The organism is Psychromonas hadalis ATCC BAA-638, from assembly GCF_000420245.1.
GTDB lineage: Bacteria > Pseudomonadota > Gammaproteobacteria > Enterobacterales > Psychromonadaceae > Psychromonas > Psychromonas hadalis.
The window spans coordinates 1-20,386 of sequence record NZ_ATUO01000063.1 but is presented as its reverse complement, the minus strand read 5'-3'; the positions used below and the strand labels follow the sequence as shown (position 1 = coordinate 20,386).

Annotated in this window: 14 protein-coding genes; 4 read left to right on the top strand and 10 right to left on the bottom strand. The window is 39.6% G+C overall.

Annotation, left to right across the window (positions count from 1 at the left end):
• Positions 1–223: 223 nt before the first annotated feature.
• The 4 genes from G322_RS0109525 (at position 224) to G322_RS0109510 (ending at position 4,922) form a co-directional block, all read left to right on the top strand.
• Positions 224–946, top strand: a complete 723-nt coding sequence (locus G322_RS0109525) for a YebC/PmpR family DNA-binding transcriptional regulator (RefSeq protein ID WP_022941569.1) — start codon at positions 224–226, stop codon at positions 944–946.
• 154 nt (positions 947–1,100) lie between these two features.
• Positions 1,101–1,235 (top strand): hypothetical protein, encoded by a 135-nt coding sequence (locus G322_RS24535; protein WP_022941568.1) that lies wholly within the window; start codon positions 1,101–1,103, stop codon positions 1,233–1,235.
• Positions 1,236–1,365: 130 nt separating this feature from the next.
• A complete protein-coding gene (locus G322_RS0109515; RefSeq protein ID WP_022941567.1) occupies positions 1,366–4,290 on the top strand; it encodes a DUF748 domain-containing protein in 2,925 nt (974 codons plus the stop codon).
• A gap of 17 nt (positions 4,291–4,307) precedes the next feature.
• Entirely contained in the window at positions 4,308–4,922 is a 615-nt protein-coding gene (locus G322_RS0109510) for a YccT family protein (protein ID WP_022941566.1), read from the top strand.
• 72 nt (positions 4,923–4,994) lie between these two features.
• On the opposite strand, the gene G322_RS0109505 is transcribed toward G322_RS0109510, so the two are convergent.
• From G322_RS0109505 to G322_RS0109450, 10 genes are all read right to left on the bottom strand, one after another.
• Positions 4,995–5,222 carry a glutaredoxin family protein gene (locus G322_RS0109505; RefSeq protein WP_022941565.1) on the bottom strand — a complete coding sequence of 76 codons (228 nt, stop codon included), beginning with the start codon at positions 5,220–5,222 and terminating at the stop codon, positions 4,995–4,997.
• A 151-nt stretch (positions 5,223–5,373) separates the two neighbouring features.
• Positions 5,374–5,865: an FKBP-type peptidyl-prolyl cis-trans isomerase gene (locus G322_RS0109500; protein WP_022941564.1), complete on the bottom strand. Its 492-nt coding sequence runs from the start codon at positions 5,863–5,865 to the stop codon at positions 5,374–5,376.
• Positions 5,866–6,285: 420 nt separating this feature from the next.
• A complete protein-coding gene (locus G322_RS22235; RefSeq protein WP_022941562.1) occupies positions 6,286–7,149 on the bottom strand; it encodes a DUF7281 domain-containing protein in 864 nt (287 codons plus the stop codon).
• Positions 7,146–8,387, bottom strand: a complete 1,242-nt coding sequence (locus tag G322_RS0109485; protein ID WP_022941561.1) for a hypothetical protein — start codon at positions 8,385–8,387, stop codon at positions 7,146–7,148. Before G322_RS0109485 ends, G322_RS22235 begins: the two co-directional genes overlap by 4 nt.
• Entirely contained in the window at positions 8,387–9,010 is a 624-nt protein-coding gene (locus tag G322_RS0109480; protein ID WP_022941560.1) for a hypothetical protein, read from the bottom strand. Before G322_RS0109480 ends, G322_RS0109485 begins: the two co-directional genes overlap by 1 nt.
• Positions 9,003–12,698: an ATP-binding protein gene (locus tag G322_RS0109475; protein WP_022941559.1), complete on the bottom strand. Its 3,696-nt coding sequence runs from the start codon at positions 12,696–12,698 to the stop codon at positions 9,003–9,005. Before G322_RS0109475 ends, G322_RS0109480 begins: the two co-directional genes overlap by 8 nt.
• 368 nt (positions 12,699–13,066) lie before the next feature.
• Complete coding sequence (locus G322_RS0109465) at positions 13,067–13,972, bottom strand: ROK family protein (protein ID WP_022941557.1); 906 nt, start codon at positions 13,970–13,972, stop codon at positions 13,067–13,069.
• 245 nt (positions 13,973–14,217) lie between these two features.
• Entirely contained in the window at positions 14,218–17,313 is a 3,096-nt protein-coding gene (locus tag G322_RS0109460; RefSeq protein ID WP_022941556.1) for a multidrug efflux RND transporter permease subunit, read from the bottom strand.
• Complete coding sequence (locus G322_RS0109455) at positions 17,313–18,377, bottom strand: efflux RND transporter periplasmic adaptor subunit (protein ID WP_022941555.1); 1,065 nt, start codon at positions 18,375–18,377, stop codon at positions 17,313–17,315. The genes G322_RS0109460 and G322_RS0109455 overlap by 1 nt, the downstream gene beginning before the upstream one ends.
• 335 nt (positions 18,378–18,712) lie before the next feature.
• Positions 18,713–19,909, bottom strand: a complete 1,197-nt coding sequence (locus G322_RS0109450) for an acetate kinase (RefSeq protein WP_022941554.1) — start codon at positions 19,907–19,909, stop codon at positions 18,713–18,715.
• Between the last annotated feature and the right edge of the window lie 477 nt (positions 19,910–20,386).

Here is a 20,386-nt window from a genome sequence, read left to right as displayed (position 1 = left end):
GCACAATCCTATCGTGCATTTTTATCCTTTTACAACACAAAAATAAAATTGCAGGCACAATCCTATCGTGCATTTTTTATCCTTTATAACCACAACCATCAATTATAGGACTCAATAGTTTATCTAGCGCAACATTTATCGTTCCCACACTAGCCTACAAGCGTCCTTAGGGGTAGAATTCCTGCCATAAATATTAACTAACCAACAAATAAAGAGCCTGAACATGGGAAGAGCATATCAAAACCGTAAAGAGTCTATGGCGAAAACTGCGGGCGCAAAAACAAAAGTTTATTCTAAATATTCAAAAGAGATTTATGTTACTGCTAAAAATGGTGGGTTTGATCCCGAAGGTAACCTTGCACTACGCCGTTTAATTGATGGCGCGAAAAAAGACCAAGTACCTAGCCACGTTATTGATCGTGCAATAGAAAAAGCACAAAGTGGTGCAGGTGAAGATTACGAACGTGCAACTTATGAAGGTTTTGCACCGGGTGGTTGTAGCGTGATTGTTGATTGTTTAACCGATAATAACAAACGTACTTGGACTGACGTACGCAACTGTTTCACCAAAACAGATGCAAAAATTGGCTCGCCAGGTAGTGCTGCACATATGTTTGAACATCAAGCGGTATTTGTATTTTCGGGTGAAGATGATGAAGCGGTATTAGAAGATCTCATGATGGCAGATGTTGATGTCACTGACGTTGTTGCTGAAGCGGGAAAAATCAGTGTGTTTTGTCCACATACTGAGTTCTTTAAAGCAAAAAACGCGCTTCATGAAAGCTACCCTGATCTTGAACTTGATGTCGAAGAGGTCACGTTTGTTCCTCAAGCGGATATTGAAATTAGTCCTGAGCATGTTGAAAAATTCAACAAATTTATGGAGATGCTCGACGATTGTGATGATGTACAAAACGTATATCACAATGGTGTACTACCAGAGTAATATCATCGCCGCTGTCGTTCAAAACCATACCCGACTCACAAACCACGTTATTACGTGGTTTTTTTATCGCTAACTTGATCTATATCAGCAGTAAAAAACCCCACTTGACTCTATTATTAAAAGATTAAAGAAAATAAATAAAAAGGAGTTTACTATGGATTTTTTCGATATGTTACTGAACGATCCCGTTGTCTATTATTCTATCATTGGTCTCTCTATTACCGGTGGCATCTTTGCTTTTATCCTTATTTTCTTTATCAAAAACATCATTAACGATAAACAAAAATAGCACCACTAGCAAAGCAATTAAAAGCTGAGTAAAATAACAACTCAGCTTTCTAATTTTTAATACAAAAACTATAAATTAAACCCCTCTTCATCTATACTTTAGCTTTAAACTTCTCAGTTAAGGCTCTCCTGTGAACTCTTTCAAAAAATTATTTAGTCGCCAATTCTATCGCTCCCTGCCTTTTTGGCTTATCACGTTTTTAGCACTGTACAGTGTCATTGGTTTTTTTGTTTTGCCTAAAGTGATCCACAATGTCATCAGTGAACAAGTTACACAACATTTAGGCTGGCAAACAGAAATAAAAAAAATTGAGCTGAACCCTTTCCTCTTCACATTAACCATCCATCAACTTGCCATAAAAGATAAACAGGATAAAGCACTCTCATTCAGCCGTTTTCATGCTGATTTTGAACTTCGTTCTCTTATAGAATGGGCATTTACGTTTAAAAATATTGAACTGATTGAGCCTAGTTTTAATCTTATTATCAATCCTGATGGAAGCACCAATATCCAACAGGCATTAGCTGAGCATATTGCCCTAACGACGGAGCCCAAAAGTGTAAAGCCAAAAATAGCGCAACCCTTTATGCTACCTAAATTACTGTTTGATCATATCAGTGTTAAAAATGGCCAGATCAGTGCAACCGATCATAGCCAGAGTGACGTTATCAAACATCAAATTGATGCCATCAGTTTTGATCTCATTGCCTTCTCTACCTATGTCAAAAAAGGAGGAGATTACCAATTACACCTTTCACTGGGTAACAATCAATCGCTGGATTGGCAAGGTACACTCTCTGTTGCGCCACTCAGCTCACAGGGGGAATTTAAGATCCAAGGGATCCGTGCACATCGTTTCTGGACTTACATAAAACGGTTTGCTCCCTACTCTCTGACCAATGCCGATGTTTCCCTACAAGCGAACTATGCGCTAAGTTATATCAATGGGGAATTACAGCTACAACTTGATAATGCCTTTGTAATACTTAATGAAATTAAAGTGGCGATACAAAAAGAGCAAACAGATTTTGTGACCATTAAACAGATAAAAATTGGCCCAAGCAAATTTGATTTAATAAAGCAGTCTGTTGCCATTGAAACGATCACTGTTGAGGGTGTTGATCTAGAACTACTACGTAATCAGCAAGGTGAGCTTACTCTACTGCAACCCTTGAAACCTTTTTTAGAAAAAGAGGCTCAAACGCCAAGTACAACTTCCTCCTCTTTTCTCTGGTCTATCAACAGCCTTAATCTCAAAGAGAGTCAGGTAAATATTGTTGATAATGCCGTCAAGGGTGGGTCAATAATCAAACTAAAGCAGATTAATGCCCGACTTGAAAAACTTAATCAGAGTTTATCCAACCAACAACCCTTTTCACTTTCCTTTTATTTAGAAAATCAGAAGCGAGAAAGCTCGCAACAAAACCGCTTCAAGGGTGAATTAGTTGCACAGCCCTTTAGCCTGAACAGTGAAATAAAGCTTTCGGCCATTCCCATTAATCTCATTCAGCCCTACCTCGATGAGTTTGCTCATATTAGCATTAAAAAAGGCAGTCTCTCTATCGACGGCAATACCTCGATAAGTATTAATAAAAACAGTGAGTTAGCAGGTGCATTTAAAGGGAATATTGATATCACAGACTTTGACAGTAGTGATAAATTAATTAACCAGCGTTTATTAGGCTGGCAAAAATTGGCTATTACCCCTATTGATATTACGTTTTTTCCACTCGTGATTGATATAAAAAAAATAAACCTTAATAAACCTTACTCACGTCTCATTATCAGTGAACAACGTAAAATTAACTTTTCACAATTAATGATGGCCAATAACCGCAGTGAACAAACAGAAAAACCCTCTACAAACATTAAAATTGATATCGCAGAAATCAATATAAAAGAAGGCAGTAGCTACTTTGCCGACCTCTCTTTGAGACCACAATTTTCGACCAGTATTCAAAATATGAATGGCACAATCAAAGGGCTCTCTTCCAATAATCTTGAACGTGCTGATGTCAATATTCACGGCACAGTTGAAGAGTATGGCAAGATGTCAGTGCGGGGAAAAATGAATCCTTTGAGTGGCGATCTGTATACCGATATTGAGATTAACTTTGATAAAATAGAACTCACCACCCTCACCCCTTACGCTGGTCGTTACGCAGGTTATGTGATTGATAAAGGTAAACTCAGTTTGGCGTTACATTACAAAATTGCCAACGGTTTATTAGATGGAAAAAACAGGCTCATTTTAGAGCAGTTTGAACTCGGTGAAGCGGTTGAGAGTGAAGAGTCTTTAGGCTTGCCTATCAAACTAGCACTGGCGCTATTTAAAGACAGTGATGGCATTATTGATATTAGCCTGCCCACCAAAGGTGACATGAATAACCCCGACTTTGAAATCAGTGGTTTAATTGTTAAAGCACTGGTTAATGTGATGACTAAAGCAATTAGTTCCCCCTTTTCGCTGCTTGCAAACCTTGTCGGAGGTGATGAACAGTCTCTCAACTCGGTGACGTTTGAACTCGGTAGCACACACTTAAATCAACAACAAAAAGATAATTTAAAAACACTTTCTGAGTTACTAAAAAAACGCCCACAACTTATTTTAGAGATACGTGTCAATGTTGATAGTAAACAGGAGACCCTTGTTCTTAAACAACAACAATTGATAACAGAACTTGAGCTACAAGGTAAAAATCAGCCAGCACAGATCCAACTGATGGAAAAACAGCTAACCACATTACAAGGCAAAAAATCGCTTGATGAACTTAATAATAAATTAGTTGCGACCTTTGATGCTGAACAAAAAATTGATGATACTATTTTCGAGAAACAGTATCATCAAGCTTTGTTGATAAAACTTATTACACTACAACCTTTCGCAAGCTTACAACTTACTGAGCTTGCACAGCAACGAATTAGTACCATTAAAAAGGAGATAATCAAAATCAACCTCGTTGATAATAAACAAATTTTTGCTCTGCACCCCTCTTTAAAAGGCAGTGCAGAAGAAAATAAAATCACCACCACATTTACCTTAACAAGCCAGTAAACAAAACAGGAGTTTTCATGAAAAGAATGACCGTTATTTTAGCTTTATTAATGATGCCAACAAGCTATGCACTCAACCTTGAAGGTATTAATGGGGTATATATTTTAGCCATTGATGGCAAAGAGGTAAAAAATAGTTTTTTCTCGCAACAAGAAAACGATCTGAACAAAGGTGAACACCAAATTGTGGTGCGTTACTCAAACCAATTTAACAATGATCAGATCGTTGAAAGTCGCCCTGCTATTTTCACCATCGATCTACAACAAGATACACAAATATCAGTAAAAAACATCAATACCCAACGACAAGCTGAAAAACGCATCAAAACAGGCTTTGCTTGGCAAATCATCAGTAGCAACAAACAATACCAAATTAAGAACAGTGCATTCTTAAAAGGTGAAGGTTTTATGCCTTACAACGACATTGAAAAGTTGATTGTGACCTATAACCAGAAAAATGGTATTGTGTTAGCAGATGCAGGGAGTAAACAAGCTGTTGTAGCAAAAAGATCAAACGCGACAGTAAAATCAAATGTAGCAACAAAATCGACACTGATCTCGCTTTATCAAAACGCCTCAAAAGATGAGAAAAGAACGTTCCGTTTGTGGTTACTAGAGCAGGATATGAAGTAATAGCAACAATCTGGATTGAAGTCTCACTTCCGAAGCTTTTGACTTTGGAAGTGAAACGTTAGTTTCGCCCAACTAATCCAAATAGAGCTTATTAAACTTAGCGATTGAAAATCCATTGAGATAATCTTCGCCCACTTTAATGATTGGCACTGCACGAAACCCCGTTTTAGCAAACTCTTTTTGACCTGCGGGGCTTTGAATATTAATCAAACGAAACTTGATTTTTTTAGCTTCAAAATACTGTTTAGCACTATCACAATGCGGGCATTTGTTCGTTGAATAGAGCGTCACTCGTTTCATTTTATAGCCTTTTTTATTTTATAGCACGTTACATTTAATGCCAAAATATAACCACAGAGTCGCTACACTACCCAGAGAACACGAAGAAATATTTCATTTTTATCTTCTTTCTCTTTGTGCCTTCGTGGTTAATTTTTTTAACTTAATAAGCCTAGTGACCACAACCGCCTTCAGCATGAATATGACCGTGACTTAATTCCTCTTCTGAGCCTTCACGTACAGATACAATTTGAATGGCAAAAGTCAGTGTTTTGCCCGCTAACGGATGGTTAAGATCACAATCGGCATTAAATTTACCCACTTTAACAACAGTCACTTCTTGGCTACCTTGGTTAGACTCCACAGAGACAACCGCGCCCACTTTTAACTTCTCTTTTGTGCCTTTCTTTTGTAGATGCTTAATGGCAATACGTTGAATATGCCCCTCTTCACGGCGCTCACCATAACTTTGTTCAGGTGTTAGTGTCACCTCAACATTATCATCAACTTTTTTTCCCTCAAGAGCGGCTTCCATGGTAGGAAATACACCGCCATGTCCATGTAAGTAAGACATTGGTTTTTCATTCGCACTACTCTCAAGCTCAACACCCGCTTCACTTAACGTATAATGGAATTCAACCGCGCTGTTTTTTGTAATTAACATAATGATCTCTTGTTTAGGAATCGTTACATAATAACTTGCGCTAAATTTTTTCAAAAAACCTGAAATGATGGGTTATTTTGAAAACAAAAGTGCAAGTAATTTTGAAGCCGATCCTTAGTTTTAAATTAGGGCGCTACTTTAGCATGTTTTGTATGTAATAAACTGATCGCTTCAAATACCTGATCACTGCTTGTATATCCCATGCCATGTGCGGGTAGGTAATCTTGTGTATCGATAGGATTCTGGTTATAAGCCCAAAAACTTGCCCCATCATGTGCATTTCCATACTGGCAAATGTAAGCATAAATTATTTCTAATCGAGGCAGAGTATGAGAAAAACGTGGAAACGCTTCTTGGTCAATGTGTGCGCCATGCAGTATTGCAAAACTTGGCTTACCACTTTCTTTTGCAATTTTATCGTTAAATAAGCGGGTACAGTGCCAATGGCAGTGAGTGAGCCAGCATATGCTCTTGCTTTAAGGTTTTTTGATTATTGTTCATGGTATTACATAACTCAGTAATAACGTCTGGTAATTTTGTATGATTACTTAAATACTGCTTCGCATTTTGTTGTTTAAACCACTCAAACTCATCACCTTTTAACGCTATTTTTATATCGTCTTTTTGCTTAAGTGTTAACCAGTGAGTCGCACCAGAGGTTAATGCGATTTTTAATCCTTCTGGATCAAAATCACTAAAACAGATCAACTGATTTGTTTTTTGAAAGCGTCTAAAAAACGGATTAGCCGTGCCTGTTTGTTTATGTTTTTGTGTATCGCCTCGATATAGCCACAACGCATTTTCCAATTCAGAGGGTATGTTTAACAAAAATAAGTTTGCCATCACCGCTAAATTCTCCACTAAAATGATCTGTTGATGTTCAATGGTTTCGACCTCAGAGGCGCAGATAAACTGACCCAATGCCATTAATTTATTATTGATACTGATCTTCTGATTAAGACAGAGCTTATCTAAACTGTTAACTAATACAAAATCGTCACTGACTTTAAGTGCGCCAACTTTTTCATTGCGGTTATTTTGTGCGTTGCCAATGCGCGATTTAGTCTCTGGATAACTGTCTCTAAACAGGTGAACCTGTAGTTCAAGTTGCACACGTTCAATTAACTGCTGTTTATCTTTTTCATTAAAATAACAAAATCTGTCATCGAGAGAGCCAAAGCCATAATCTTCATGTAAGCGTTTTAATGAGACTGTTTTTTTTAGTCTTCCGCTACCAACAAAGTTTAAATTGTTTTTACAATATTTGAATAATGTTTTATTCATCGCAACAAAATCTCTACATCACTGTAGGTAAAGTTATCTGTTGTTCCTGCGACAAGCACACCTTTGGGTTTAATATCCAGCGCACTTTGTTGATCGTTGGTCAGTTTGCAATAACTGCTAAATACCAGTTCGACCCACTCTTTTGGATCAATCAACTGCGCTTCACTGATCCAACTTTTAAGCGCATTTTGCCAATATTGAAGCGCAGAGAGTGGTTTTCCATGTTTAATCACCTGCTCAAAAAGGCGCTCTGTTTGTTCCTCAAAAAAGTCATGATCAATGATAAACGCTTGCTCTTCACTAAGCTCTAAATCACTGATTTCTCGCTCCGGTGTAGGGGCTAATTTAGTGGGTTTGCGCAGTGCTTGTACCAATGCAATAAGGGGTGCTTCAAGATCACTATTACGGGTATCAACATAACTTTTAAATTTTATCGGTGGCGCTAATTTCAGTGTTTGTGGTAAACGTGGATCTTCAAATAGCGTATCACTTAACTCAAACTCAGGGTGTTTATGAAGATAACGCGCCATGTTGCGCAGTAAACTTGCCTGCTTTTCATCACAGCGTAGGCGAAACAGGCTTAAACGCATATTGTCGATAATAAAACGCAGTCGTGGCAAGGTTTGATTAAACCAATAAACAAAGCCACTTATTTTCCGTGCAAAATCAGGAGGACATGCCCAATCTGCCCACTCATAACAACTTTCAGGATCAACCTGTTGCAACTCTGTGAGCAGTTTTTGTGCATACTCAAGCGCACGTTCATTTTCACGTACTTTTGCACTTAAGGTGCTGACAAAACCAAACTGACTAGAGATAGCATAATGCATATTTTCAAGGCTGACGTTGAGGTTATCTTTTGCTTCGTAAAGCAAATCATCAAGCTGATCTAAGTAATACTCAGCGTCATCGTGTTGATTGGTTTGCACCGAAAGCCGATAATCTTTAACCATGTCATCAAGGGTATCAATCACTTTCCCCATGTCGGTTAATTGCCGATAACTGCTCTGTTTACGCATTAAACGGTTGAGCATCCGTTTTAGCTCTGCGGTGACACGATAATCACCGAGTTCATCATCAGGGCGTAACAAGCCATCTTTATGTAAAGAAGCTATTTTACGTGATTCACTCTGCTCTTGCGTAATTGTTCCGTAAACATAAGCATCAGCAAGCAGTTGATCATGCGCGCCAATTTTTCGCAGTAGGTCCGCAACATCAGAAACATTATAAGCGGCCATTAAAAGAGTAACTCCTCTTGTGTTTGCTCAACCGCGTCAGGCAGTTCAACAGACTCAGAGTCATTTAAAAACTCAATCAATAAGTAGATTAAATCAAACTTTGCCGTGGCGTAATAGCGACTACTGCCACTATTTTTACGCACTAAATAACGTAACTCTTCCAGTTTTTGAAAAATAAACACCAGTTGTTCACGAGACTCTAATTTATTAGTTTTAAACGGTTTGATTGAGGTTAATCGGCGCAGTTGTTCACGCAGAGTTTGATCGTGTTCAAAAGGGTCAAACAAGGTATTAATATTGACCATTGATTTCGCGCGTAGGGGTAAATCTGTTTGTGTGGCGGTTAATAATAGCCCTAAAAACTCCACCAATGGGCGAAATGAGCCACGCACCTCTAAAAACAGTTGTGTTAATTCACTGCTATTTTCTTGGTCAACCTGTTGAAAGGTAGTGTAATAAGCATCAGCACTGTCAAGGTAAGTTAAATTCCTGTCTAAATTAGACAGAAAATCCTCTACACGCTCACGATTTTCAGCAAGGCGTAAATATTCAAACTGATCCACAAACGCGGTTTCACAAATAATTTCACCAGTTAATAATTTTTGCACTGTTTGTTTAAACATGGCGAGTCTCCACTTCGGTTAACGCTTGTTGCTGTTTTGCGCGCATCGCCAGTAATTCATCAATACGTGACAGCGGAATTTTTGCATGGAATATTTTGTTATCTTTTATTTTATAGTGGCGTTTATAGAGCGATAAGATATGTCTGTCCGTTGAAGGGGAAGCCGATAACATGCGAATATGATTATCTGAAAACATTTTTAATAACAGATCCACATTTTCCGCAGCTAATTCACCCAATTCATCCACAGGTAAAATGATACTAGTAGCAGATTCACTCTCTCCACGTAACATGCCTAAAATCCCTGCGAATAGCGATAACATGGCGAGATAAGAAAGCCCTGTCGAGCTTATTTTTTTCAGTTGTCGAGCATTACGTGCATATTTTAATTGCCCTTTTTCACGGATAGAAAATTCAATATCAAATAATTGGTGATGTGCTAACACAAACCCCTCACTGGGCAGATAAGTTGATAGTTTTTTCATCGCATAAACCAATTCATCGGGGATATCACCCACGCCTTCACGCAAGTCATCACGATATTTTTCAAACAGTTTGGCAAACTGTTGTAGCGGTCCCCAATATTCCAGTTCTTCCTGTTTCATTACTGTATACACATTGATATCTGCCAACGCTTCAAAATTCGCCAAGGCGGTGACGTTTTTAGAGAGCTGTTTACCAATGGTTTTAATACGCCGACCAAAGTTCTCAATATGCTGATAGAATTCGTTGATCATATTGGCATTGACCGTGACCAACTGGTAAGTGTTTTTCTGTTTCTGTAACGCACTGCTGAGCAGATCAGCAATGGGATCGCGATATTTAAACAGGTTACGTGCACCTTGAAAATTATCGTTGTCCGCAATCAGTTTTTGCCAGTTTTCAAACAGTTCACTGCTCGCATGGTTCTTTTTAAAGGTTTCATTAAAACGATTCAGTTGCTCACTTAAACGTTTATCCACCACCTCAAACTGTTTTAACCAATCAAAACAGAAACTCACCGTAAGATCCGCTTCATTATTGGGCTCGGTAATGCTTTCAATGCTCGCAATGCCACTCTTTTCACATAAACGCTGACTGTCACTTAACTGCGTTAGCAGTTCCGTTGTTGTGCGCAGTTGTGTATTGCATTTTTTCAGTGATTTATGGTTGTCAGCAATCGCTTTACTTTTTTCGCAAAGTAAATCCTCTAAACTATTTTCAAAACCCCGTTTTTCAACATCTCGATTTTGATTAACCTCGACCAACTTATCACGGTGAATATAACGATCATTCATAAACTGCGCATATTCACGGGCTTTACGCGCCCATACAGCGCACTCATCCAAGGATTTTTCCAACGCCAACCGTTGTATGGTACGTTTATCGACCTCACCATCGGGATCAAGTTCACTTAACGCACTGCTATGTTGTTGCTTATAATCACGCAGACGCTCAGAGGCACTTTGTTCAATTTTTTGCAGTTGATTGCTGAGTTCATCAAGTTGGCTATCTCTGTCAGATTCTACCACCATGCGTTGCTCTAACATTAAGTTTTGTAACGCAAGACGTTCATCTTGTTGCTCTGTTTGAAACGTCTCTATTTTAAGATGATTCTCTTTTTGCTCTGTTTTAAGCGTTTTTAATTGTACTTCACAGGCAAGCTCAAAGGCTTTAATAACACGAATTTTTTTATCGTTAAGGTGGCTTTGTTGGGTCTTTAACTGCTCAAGTTTTAGCTCATTTTGCTTGCAGGTTTGTTTGCTAGCCGCGATGCTTAATTGTTGTGCTTTAATCGCTTTATGGCAGGCATTAAGCTGTGTTTCTAACGAAGTGATACTGCTGTTTAATTGCAATGCTTTCGCATCTAAATCGTTGGCTTTTTCACGCAGTTCATCTTCACTGAGTTGCAGATCATTCTCTTGCAACTGCATTAAATCTAACTGTAAACCATAGATAGTATCTGACTGACCACACCATTTAGGCGCGAGATCAGTACGGCTTAGTTGCTCTGTTGAGAGTAATCGCCCAATATTATCTTTCCATAGACTTGCGCTTGGCTCATTAGTCAAAAAGTGTTGCAGAGAGCCCTCTTGTGGGCGTAGCTGGCACTCAATATCATGAAGCTGTGTTTTGATTTTTTCTAAGTAACGCCCCTCTTGCTTATGTTTTTCAAGCAGTTGTGAACGCTGTGTTTCGAGTAAACCGAGTTCACTGTTTAACTCGTTTTGCTGCGCTAAAATCAGTGTATGCGTTTCGTGCGTTGCCGCTAAGTTGAATTGATTCTCTTCAATAGAGGCCACTAATTCAGACTCTAAAACAGGGTTATTTTGCTCTGTTTGTAAGCGCCGTTGCTCATTTTCAAGCGCTTGTTTCGCTAGCGTTAATTTAAGATGCGTTGCACTTAACTGTTCATTTAAGCTGCTTAACTGTGCTTGATGGGTTTCGGCAATCACACTAAGTTGCAACGAAGCCCCCTCTTTGACCGTGAAGCCCTGCTCTTTATTGGCGGTCACATCCACTATCTTTTGCTGTTTAACTTGGGTGATCAGCTTTTCAAATTTACCCTGAATTTTACTGATATTGCCCTCAAAAGCGGCAATAATCTCATTAACTTCATTGAGTTGCTGCTGAAAACGTGGTGCTTGAGAGGCTTGCAGTTGGAAACTGGCAGCATCGTTATCTTCGTAGTTAAGTTTATCTTCATCAAGCAGGTTGATACGACTTTGATCGGCTTCTATTTGCGCCGTTAATGCACTGATATCTTTTCTCAAATGATCAGAGGATTGTTTCAATTCTGTTTCTAACTCACCCAGTTCAATGATGGTTTTCTGTTTGCTCTGTTGATACCCCTCTTGCTTAATTTGTAATTTTTGTTGATGGCTTAACATCTCAAAATGCAGGTGTTGAAGTTTATTCAGTAAGCTATCAAGATTGGTGAAATCCGTTTGCCAAAGAGCGATTTTATCCGCCACTTTTTGAATAGCACGACTCGCTTGAATATCCGCAAGCCAATGGCTGATATCCTCTTTATTTAAGCTGATCTGCTCTTTTTCATCCATGCTGTTACGCGCGAGATGATCACTGGCAATCTCCACCAGCATCCGTTTTACGGCATCAAAATCAAGGTTTTTCTCAATGGTGCCATTGACCACTTTATCGATATGTGGAATAGCACTGTCACTAAAAGAAAAACGACTTTGTAATTGCCGAATATCTTTAATTTTCCGACCACTGCGCAAGTTTTGAATGACTTGTCGATATTTATCAACCCCTAAAAAACTTGAACAGAAAGCGCCTGCATTGCGGTAGTTTCGCTCAATCTCATTAATGGTTAAACGCTGCTTCTCTTTGATAAACAGCGTACTGTCATAAGCACTGTCAATCAATTTATAATGCACTGCACGGCCATCACTACTAGCAAGCACCATACAGGTTTGCCCATAAGGGCGCTGATATTCATAAACCAGTAAACTGGTATCGCGTGGTAGGTAATAATCGGCAAAGTTTTTGGCTTGATCCACCTTACTAACAATATCACTGGGGCGCATGCCATAAAACAGTGGCAATAAACGCATCAAGGAGGTTTTACCCGCACCATTTGTCCCTTCAAGTTGGGTATGGCCTGTTAGATCAAGTTCATTAACTTGTTTTTTCCAAAAGCTATCGATAATAATAATACGCAGTAATTGATAGGCTTGCTGAGCCATAGGAGATCCTTTATGAACAAAAAAAAGAGGTAATGATAAACAGGGTAATTTATAAGGATTATAGGGGTTTGTCGAACTATTTTAACCAAGATTGTGCTGTAAAAATAAAGATCAAAAAAGGCGAAAAAGCGCAGTTTAGTGGTTTAAATGAGCATTTTTCAACACGGTTATCATAGATAACTGAAGTTTAACCATGAACAAGGCTTAAATGGCAACGACCTGAGCAATACCTTCGCCAATGTTGATTTAAGGTAAAAATGGAATTTCACACCAGTACAAATCAACCACTTACAAGTAAAAAGTTCGCCAAAATGGGTTAGTTTCCATTTTGGCGAAGGTATTGCCTGAGTCGTTACAATTTTTATTGCTTACTTTTTGTAGTTAAGAAGCGCTGCACCACGTACACCACCTTCACCGCCAAATTTAGCTTTCACAATCACAGGCAACTGAACATCATTTAATAGGTGCTCGGGTAACCGTTTTGTAAACTCTTCAACCAGAATTTCAAATTTTGATAAACCGCCACCAAAGACAATCGCATCCGCATCCAATACCATCATTGCCGTGCCGATGCCGGCAGCTAAAATATCAAAATAAACATCCACTACTTTTTTGGCTATTTTATCACCGGCACGGAATTTTTCTAAAATTTCAGGGCCTTTTAATGATGTTTTCGCGTAGTGTTTGTATAAGTTGCCTAAACCAGTACCAGAGACATAAAGCTCTAAACACATCTGACGGCCACAGCCACAAGTTAGATCAGGCAATTCAGGGTATTTTTTTAATAATGTTGCAGGTAGTGGGTAATGACCAATTTCACCCGCGAACGAGTTTTTACCCGTTAGGATTTCACCATTTACAAAAATCGCGCCACCCACACCCGTACCGAGTGTCACCCCTAATACCGTTGCACAACCATCGGCACTGCCACCAAAACATTCTGAAAGTAGGAAACAGTTTGCATCGTTTTCAAGTTTGATATCACGTTCTAACGAGACAGAGAGATCGTGAATAAGCGGACGGCCTTTAATCGCAGGCACATTGGCACAATTTAAGGTCAACTCTTCAGGATTGATTGCCCCCGGAAAACCTAAACCAACTTGCCCTTTAACGTCATATTTAACATCTGCTTGGCGTACCATGTCGGTAATAATGGTAATAAAAGAAGCGTAATCGTGCGGTGTGGGTGTTTGATCTTCAAACAAGCAGTTTAACTCTTGGTCATACACTGCAAACGCTATTTTAGTGCCACCAACATCAAATCCATACAACATAACTATTCCTTCTTATTACAGAGACTTATTAATAAATAAGTCGCAATATTACACTGGCTAAGCGCTTTCAAGTAAGATCTAAATCAAATGCGCGATAATTAAATGACAGAATTCTGTCTGTCATTTTTCTGTTAACCTACAAATTTGAGCAGGAATATAGCATAAACTGGGTCAGACAGGGTTTTAGAAAGCACTTTTATTGGCTATTTGTTTATAAAAACAACAAACAAGTAATTAAATTACATTTAAAACACGTTTTCTTGCAACTCTTTCTCTAACATCGCTTCAACATGACCTGGCGAGTGTGTCTTGCCTGAAATCAAACGGTACATAGCAGGAATAACAAACAATGTGACCAAGGTCGCAAATGCCATGCCAAAGAAAATCACCGTGCCCACGGCAACACGACTTTCAGCCCCTGCGCCACTGGACAATAATAGTGGAATAGCACCTGCCAAGGTGGTGAATGCGGTCATCAAAATAGGGCGTAGGCGTCGCGCAGAAGCATCAATGATCGCTTGCTCTAGCGCGATACCTTGATCGCGTAGCTGATTTGCAAACTCAACAATTAAGATGCCATTTTTTGTGACCATGCCAATCAGCATGATCATACCAATTTGACTGTAGATATTTAACCCCTGTTGCATAAAGTACAAGCCTAAAAAGCCACCAAAGACCCCCATCGGCACGGTAAACATCACCACTAACGGATTAATAAAGCTTTCAAACTGGGCAGCCAGTACCAGATATGCGACCAGCAACGCCAGCGCAAATACAATCAATACACTGCTACTGTTTTCTTTATAGTCTTTTGATTCACCCGCATAAGCGATGGAAATATCGTCGGGTAAGTGCTTAATAGCTTGTTCATCTAAAAAGTCTAAGACCTCCCCAAGGGTATAACCCGCCCCTAAATTGCCTTTAAGGGTGATCGATTTTTGCTTATTATAATGAGACAGCCTACTGGCCGAGGCGACCTCTTCAATCTGCGTGATGGTATCAAGGGTGATTAAATCCCCTTTCGCACTGCGCATATATATTTGACTCAGATCGCTGGCATTATTAAAGCTGTTTTCATCACCACGCAGGTAAACATCATATTCTTCACCGCGCTCTATATAACTGGTTTCACTGCGTCCCCCTAACATCAACTCAAGCGTACGGGAGATATCATCAACACTAATGCCTAACTCAGCGGCACGTTGCTGGTCCATCGTGACCACCAATTCGGGTGTTTTTTCAGAGTAATCTAAATCACCTCCTTCTAACATGCCCGCCTGTTCTGCTTTTTGTTTTAATAGTTCAGCCCATTTTTCAAGTTCAGAGTAATCAGAGCCCCCTAAAACAAACTGTACAGGCTCACTCGACCCGCCTCTAAACCCCGGCATCATGGCATAAACGCGTACATCAGGAATGTTTTTTAAAGCATCTTTAATGGTAACTAATGCTTGTTGTGCATTAACATCTCTGTCCTGCCAATCTTCTAATACCATGATAACAAAACCGGTTTGATCGCCTGCCATGCCTCCAAATGCAGGTGCTTGGGTACTAAATGACTTGATCACCCCTTGCCCTACTAACGGCAAAATACGCGCTTCCACAATATCCATATTAGCGGTCATACGGTTATAACTCGTCCCCTCTGCACCTTTGACAAACGCGAATAACACACCTCTATCTTCTGGTGGTGCGAGTTGTGATGGCACCTGTTGCATCAATACAAAACTACCGACAATGCAGGCGACAATGATCACTGGTGCAAACAAACGATATTGCACTGATTTTTTTACCCCGCGACGGTAACTGACTTCTAGTTTTTTAAAAAAAGCTTCCACTTTAATATTGAAACGGCTTTGCTGGGTATTATTTCTGAGCAGTTTACTGGCAAGTACGGGGGTCAGTGTTAATGCAATTAACGATGAGAAGATAACCGACATCGCCAGCAACACAGAGAACTCGGTAAACAGTAACCCCACCATGCCATCCATAAAGGAGATAGGCAAAAACACCATGACTAACACTAACGTGGTCGCCACCACTGCAAAACCCACTTCACGTGTGCCTTTATAAGCCGCAACTAATGGTTTTTCACCACGTTCAATGTGATGAAATATATTTTCTACCACCACGATGGCATCATCGACCACCAGCCCTATCGATAAAATCAGCGCCATTAAGGTGATCAGGTTGATAGAAAAACCAAAATAATAAGCGGCAATAAACGATGAAATTAATGAAACGGGCACGGTGATCGCGGGAATAAGCGTGGCACGTGCTTGGCCAATGAAAATATACAAGACCAATACCACTAATCCGCCAGTGATAAACAGAGTGTTATAAACCTCTTTGATCGATTTTTCGATGAAAACTGTTGAATCGTAATCCACCGTCAGCGTTGTACCATCTGGCAAAAACGCTTGAATTTTGTCAACCTCTGCGCGCACCTGTTTTGCAACCTCTAACGGGTTAGCATCGGACTGTGGAATAATGCCTAAACTTAAATTCACCTCACCATTACTTTTAAAGGAGGAGTTTTCATTTTCAGCGCCAATAAAAACCTGTGCAACATCTTTTAGGTAAATCGGCGTGCCGTCACTCGCACGGCGCACCACAAGATAATCAAAATCACTGGGTTTATCATACAGCCGTGCGGTGCGCACGGACATCACGGTGGTATCGTTACGTACTTCACCGCCCGGATTTTCAACATTTTCTTTCTTCAATGCATTAAGAATGTCGTTACCCGTCACTCCCCTACCCGCCATCAAATCAGGAAATAATTTTACATACATTACCTTGTATAAACCGCCACTGATATCAACCGAGCTTACTCCGGTTATCAGACTGAAACGATCTTCTAAAACGCGCTGTGCATAATCTGTTAGTTGTACTCTGTCCATTTTACTGGAATTTAGATTGATATAGAGAGAGGGCTCACCACTGCCATTATTTTTAGAAACAATAGGATCGTCAATTTGATCAGGCAAATCACGTTTGGCTTTTGCAACCGCATCACGTATATCACTTACCCCTTCGGTTAAATCCCAACTAAGATCAAAGGTCACGGTAATACGTGACATACCATTGCGGGTAACCGATTGAATCTCATCAATGCCACTAATACCGGTTATTTGATCTTCAATCACCGTAGTGACTTGGCTTTCCATTATTGAGGCGGCAGCACCATCATAACGGGTCATGACAGTGACAACGGGGCTTTCAATATCGGGCATCTCACGTACAGCCAGCTTTTCAAAGGAGACAAAACCAAATATACATAATAATAAACTCAGTACAATGGCCGCAACAGGGCGTTTAACCGCGGTATCAGAGATCCACATTATAGCGCCTCTGCAATCGTTGCTTCTTTTTCAAGACTTAAGTCTTTCACTTGCAATCCATCGGACATATTTACCAGACCTTGTACCACAATGCGAGAGCCAACCTCAATACCCGATTTGATTAATACACTGTCTTTAATACGCCCACCTAATATCACCTCTGTGCGATGTGCTTTATTATTTTCATCGAGCAGATAAACAAAGCGTTTAGTACCAGAATACTCTAATGCCTGTACAGGAATAATCGGTTCATTAATCGCAGGAAAAACTAACTTGGCAGCTAACATCATGCCCGGTTTTAAGCGATTATCGCTATTATCAAACTGCACACGAATACGTAAATTGAGCGTATCAGGATTAATGCGTGAATCGATGGCAATCACCTCGCCTGTAAACAATGCATTTTCCCACGCACGACTGCTTGCTTGCACTTGCATGCCCTTAGCAATTAACGACATATAACGTTCAGGAACATGTAGATCCAGTTGCATCACCGAGAGATCATCTAAGGTCAGCAGTTCAGATCCCACTGACACCATCTGTCCACGATTAAAATCTAATAAACCAATAGTGCCCGCAAACGGTGCACTTAAATGATGATAATTGACCTCAGTTTTAGCGGCTGTTAAACGTGCATTAGCAATATCCACCAATGTAGTTTGTGCGTCTAGTGTGGATTGTGTCACCGCATTACTTTTAACCAGACGTTTATATTCATTTAACTTTCTTTGTTCATCAGCCAGAAAAGCGCGCGCTTCCAATAACGCAGCTTGCGCTTTAGCATCATCAAGTTTAAACAGCAATTGTCCCTCTTGCACTTTCTGATTCTGCTCTACATTGATTGAACTCACTTTCCCCGTAACTTCGGTGGCGATACTGACAAATTTATCAGATTGTAACTTGCCAATTAATGACAGCGTTTGTGATACTTCATGATAATTAACAATCGTACTGTAAACAGGCACAGCAGATCTTGCCGAGAGGTGTTTTTTTGCAAAGAGAGGCGAACTTGTCAGTACTGTAAAGAGAATAAGTACAGTGGGCAACAGTGCAGTTTTTTTCATTTAATTCTTCTAATTGGTGACGTTATTTAACACTAAATAACAAAAAAACAATAACAGTCCATTGCGAGGTGAAAAATACCATAGATAATATAACCTAGATAGATACAAGCGTATTTTTATACTATTTTTTATATTTGTAGCTTTCAATACGAACAATCAGAGTAGAACAAAAAAAGTTGTCTAGAGTTTGTCGAGATTAAAGAGTGTTGTGATAGTTTGTGTCAAATATCGATTTTTGACACACTTTGACATATCAACGTTTGTTTTTTAAGCAGGCATAAAAAAGCCAGTCATTAAACTGGCCTCAGAACATATTAACTAAATAAGAATTCAGATTATTTAGTTAATGCCAATGTATCTTGCGCAATAACCCACTCTTCATTGGTTGTAATAACCATTGCAACGGTGCTGTTCTCTTCGCTGATAATACCCTGTTTACCAAAACGGTTAGTCAGGTTTGCTTCACTGTTTACTTTAAATCCAAGTAAACTTAAGCGTGCTAATGTTAATTCACGAATAGGCGCTGAGTTTTCGCCAATACCGCCTGTAAATACAACCGCATCTAAACGGCCATCAAGGGCTGCTGTGTAACCTGCAATGTATTTAGCCAAACGATAGCAGTAAAGATCCATCGCACGCTTAGCAACTATTTCTGTGTCGTAGTTATCTTCAACAAAACGACAATCACTGGTCACTTCTGTTAAACCTAACAAACCAGACTCTTTGGTGAGCATGGTATTGATTTTTTCGAGGCTGTAACCTAATTCATCATGAAGATGAAAAATGATAGCAGGATCAATATCGCCACAACGTGTGCCCATGACTAAGCCTTCAAGGGGTGTCATGCCCATTGAAGTATCTACCGATTTACCATTTTTAATGGCACAAACACTGCCGCCATTGCCTAAATGACAGTTGATGATGTTTAACTCTTCAACAGGTTTGTTTAATATTTTTGCAGCTTCAAGACTAATGAAATAATGACTTGTACCGTGCATGCCGTAACGACGAATACCATGCTCTGCATACAATTTGTATGGCAATGCATACAGGTAAGCTTGTTCTGGCATAGTTTGGTGGAATGCAGTATCGAATACCGCCACGTTTTTTAGCGTTGGAAACGCGGCTTGTGCGGCTTCAATGCCCACAATATGTGCGGGATTATGCAGTGGCGCTAATGCGATACATTTTTTAATGCCTTGCATCACTTCATCGTTGATCACAACGGAAGCCGTAAATTGCTCCCCACCGTGTACCACACGATGACCAATAGCATGCAGACTCGCTTTAAGCGCCGTCTGCTGACCAAGAATTTCATCGACAATATAAGTTAATGCTTGTTTGTGAGCTGCACCATGACCAAGTTCAGCTTTTCCTTTCACACCCTCTAATTTCCATTTAATAGAAGCATTTTCTAAATGCAGACATTCTGCAAGACCAGAGAGTTTTTCATCTCCACTTGCCGTGTCAATAATGGCAAACTTTAAAGAGGAACTACCACAGTTAAGTACAAGGATCAGCTTATTGCTCATATCCAGATATCCTTTAATAGAAAATAAAATCAGGCCACCAATAACCAACCTGAAAAGACGCAACAGACTACACAGGAAGGATATAAATCACAACAACAGAATTAAAACATCATATAACTTATATGTTTTAGATATAGGTCACGTTAACATTGTATTTTATTTAAAGTCATTAATATTAATTTTATATTCAATAAAATCGCACTGCTTTGTCATTTTTTGTCCCGCAGAGACCGCCTTTACCTTGGCAATGACCTCTGATATCTCCCCTTTTACTGCCCCGCCTTTTTTAGCTTATTGCAAATAATAGTTTGTACAAGGTTTACAATTCATGGCAATAGAGGCGGCTAAGCCCACTAGTAATTCCGTTTTATTCCATTCCGTAAATATTGTGATCAGGGCTTGTTGAGGAAAAATGATGAAGAGCAAGGCGCATGATTGAGTAATAGCTAGCTATTGCGATTGAATGCAACGTCGCTA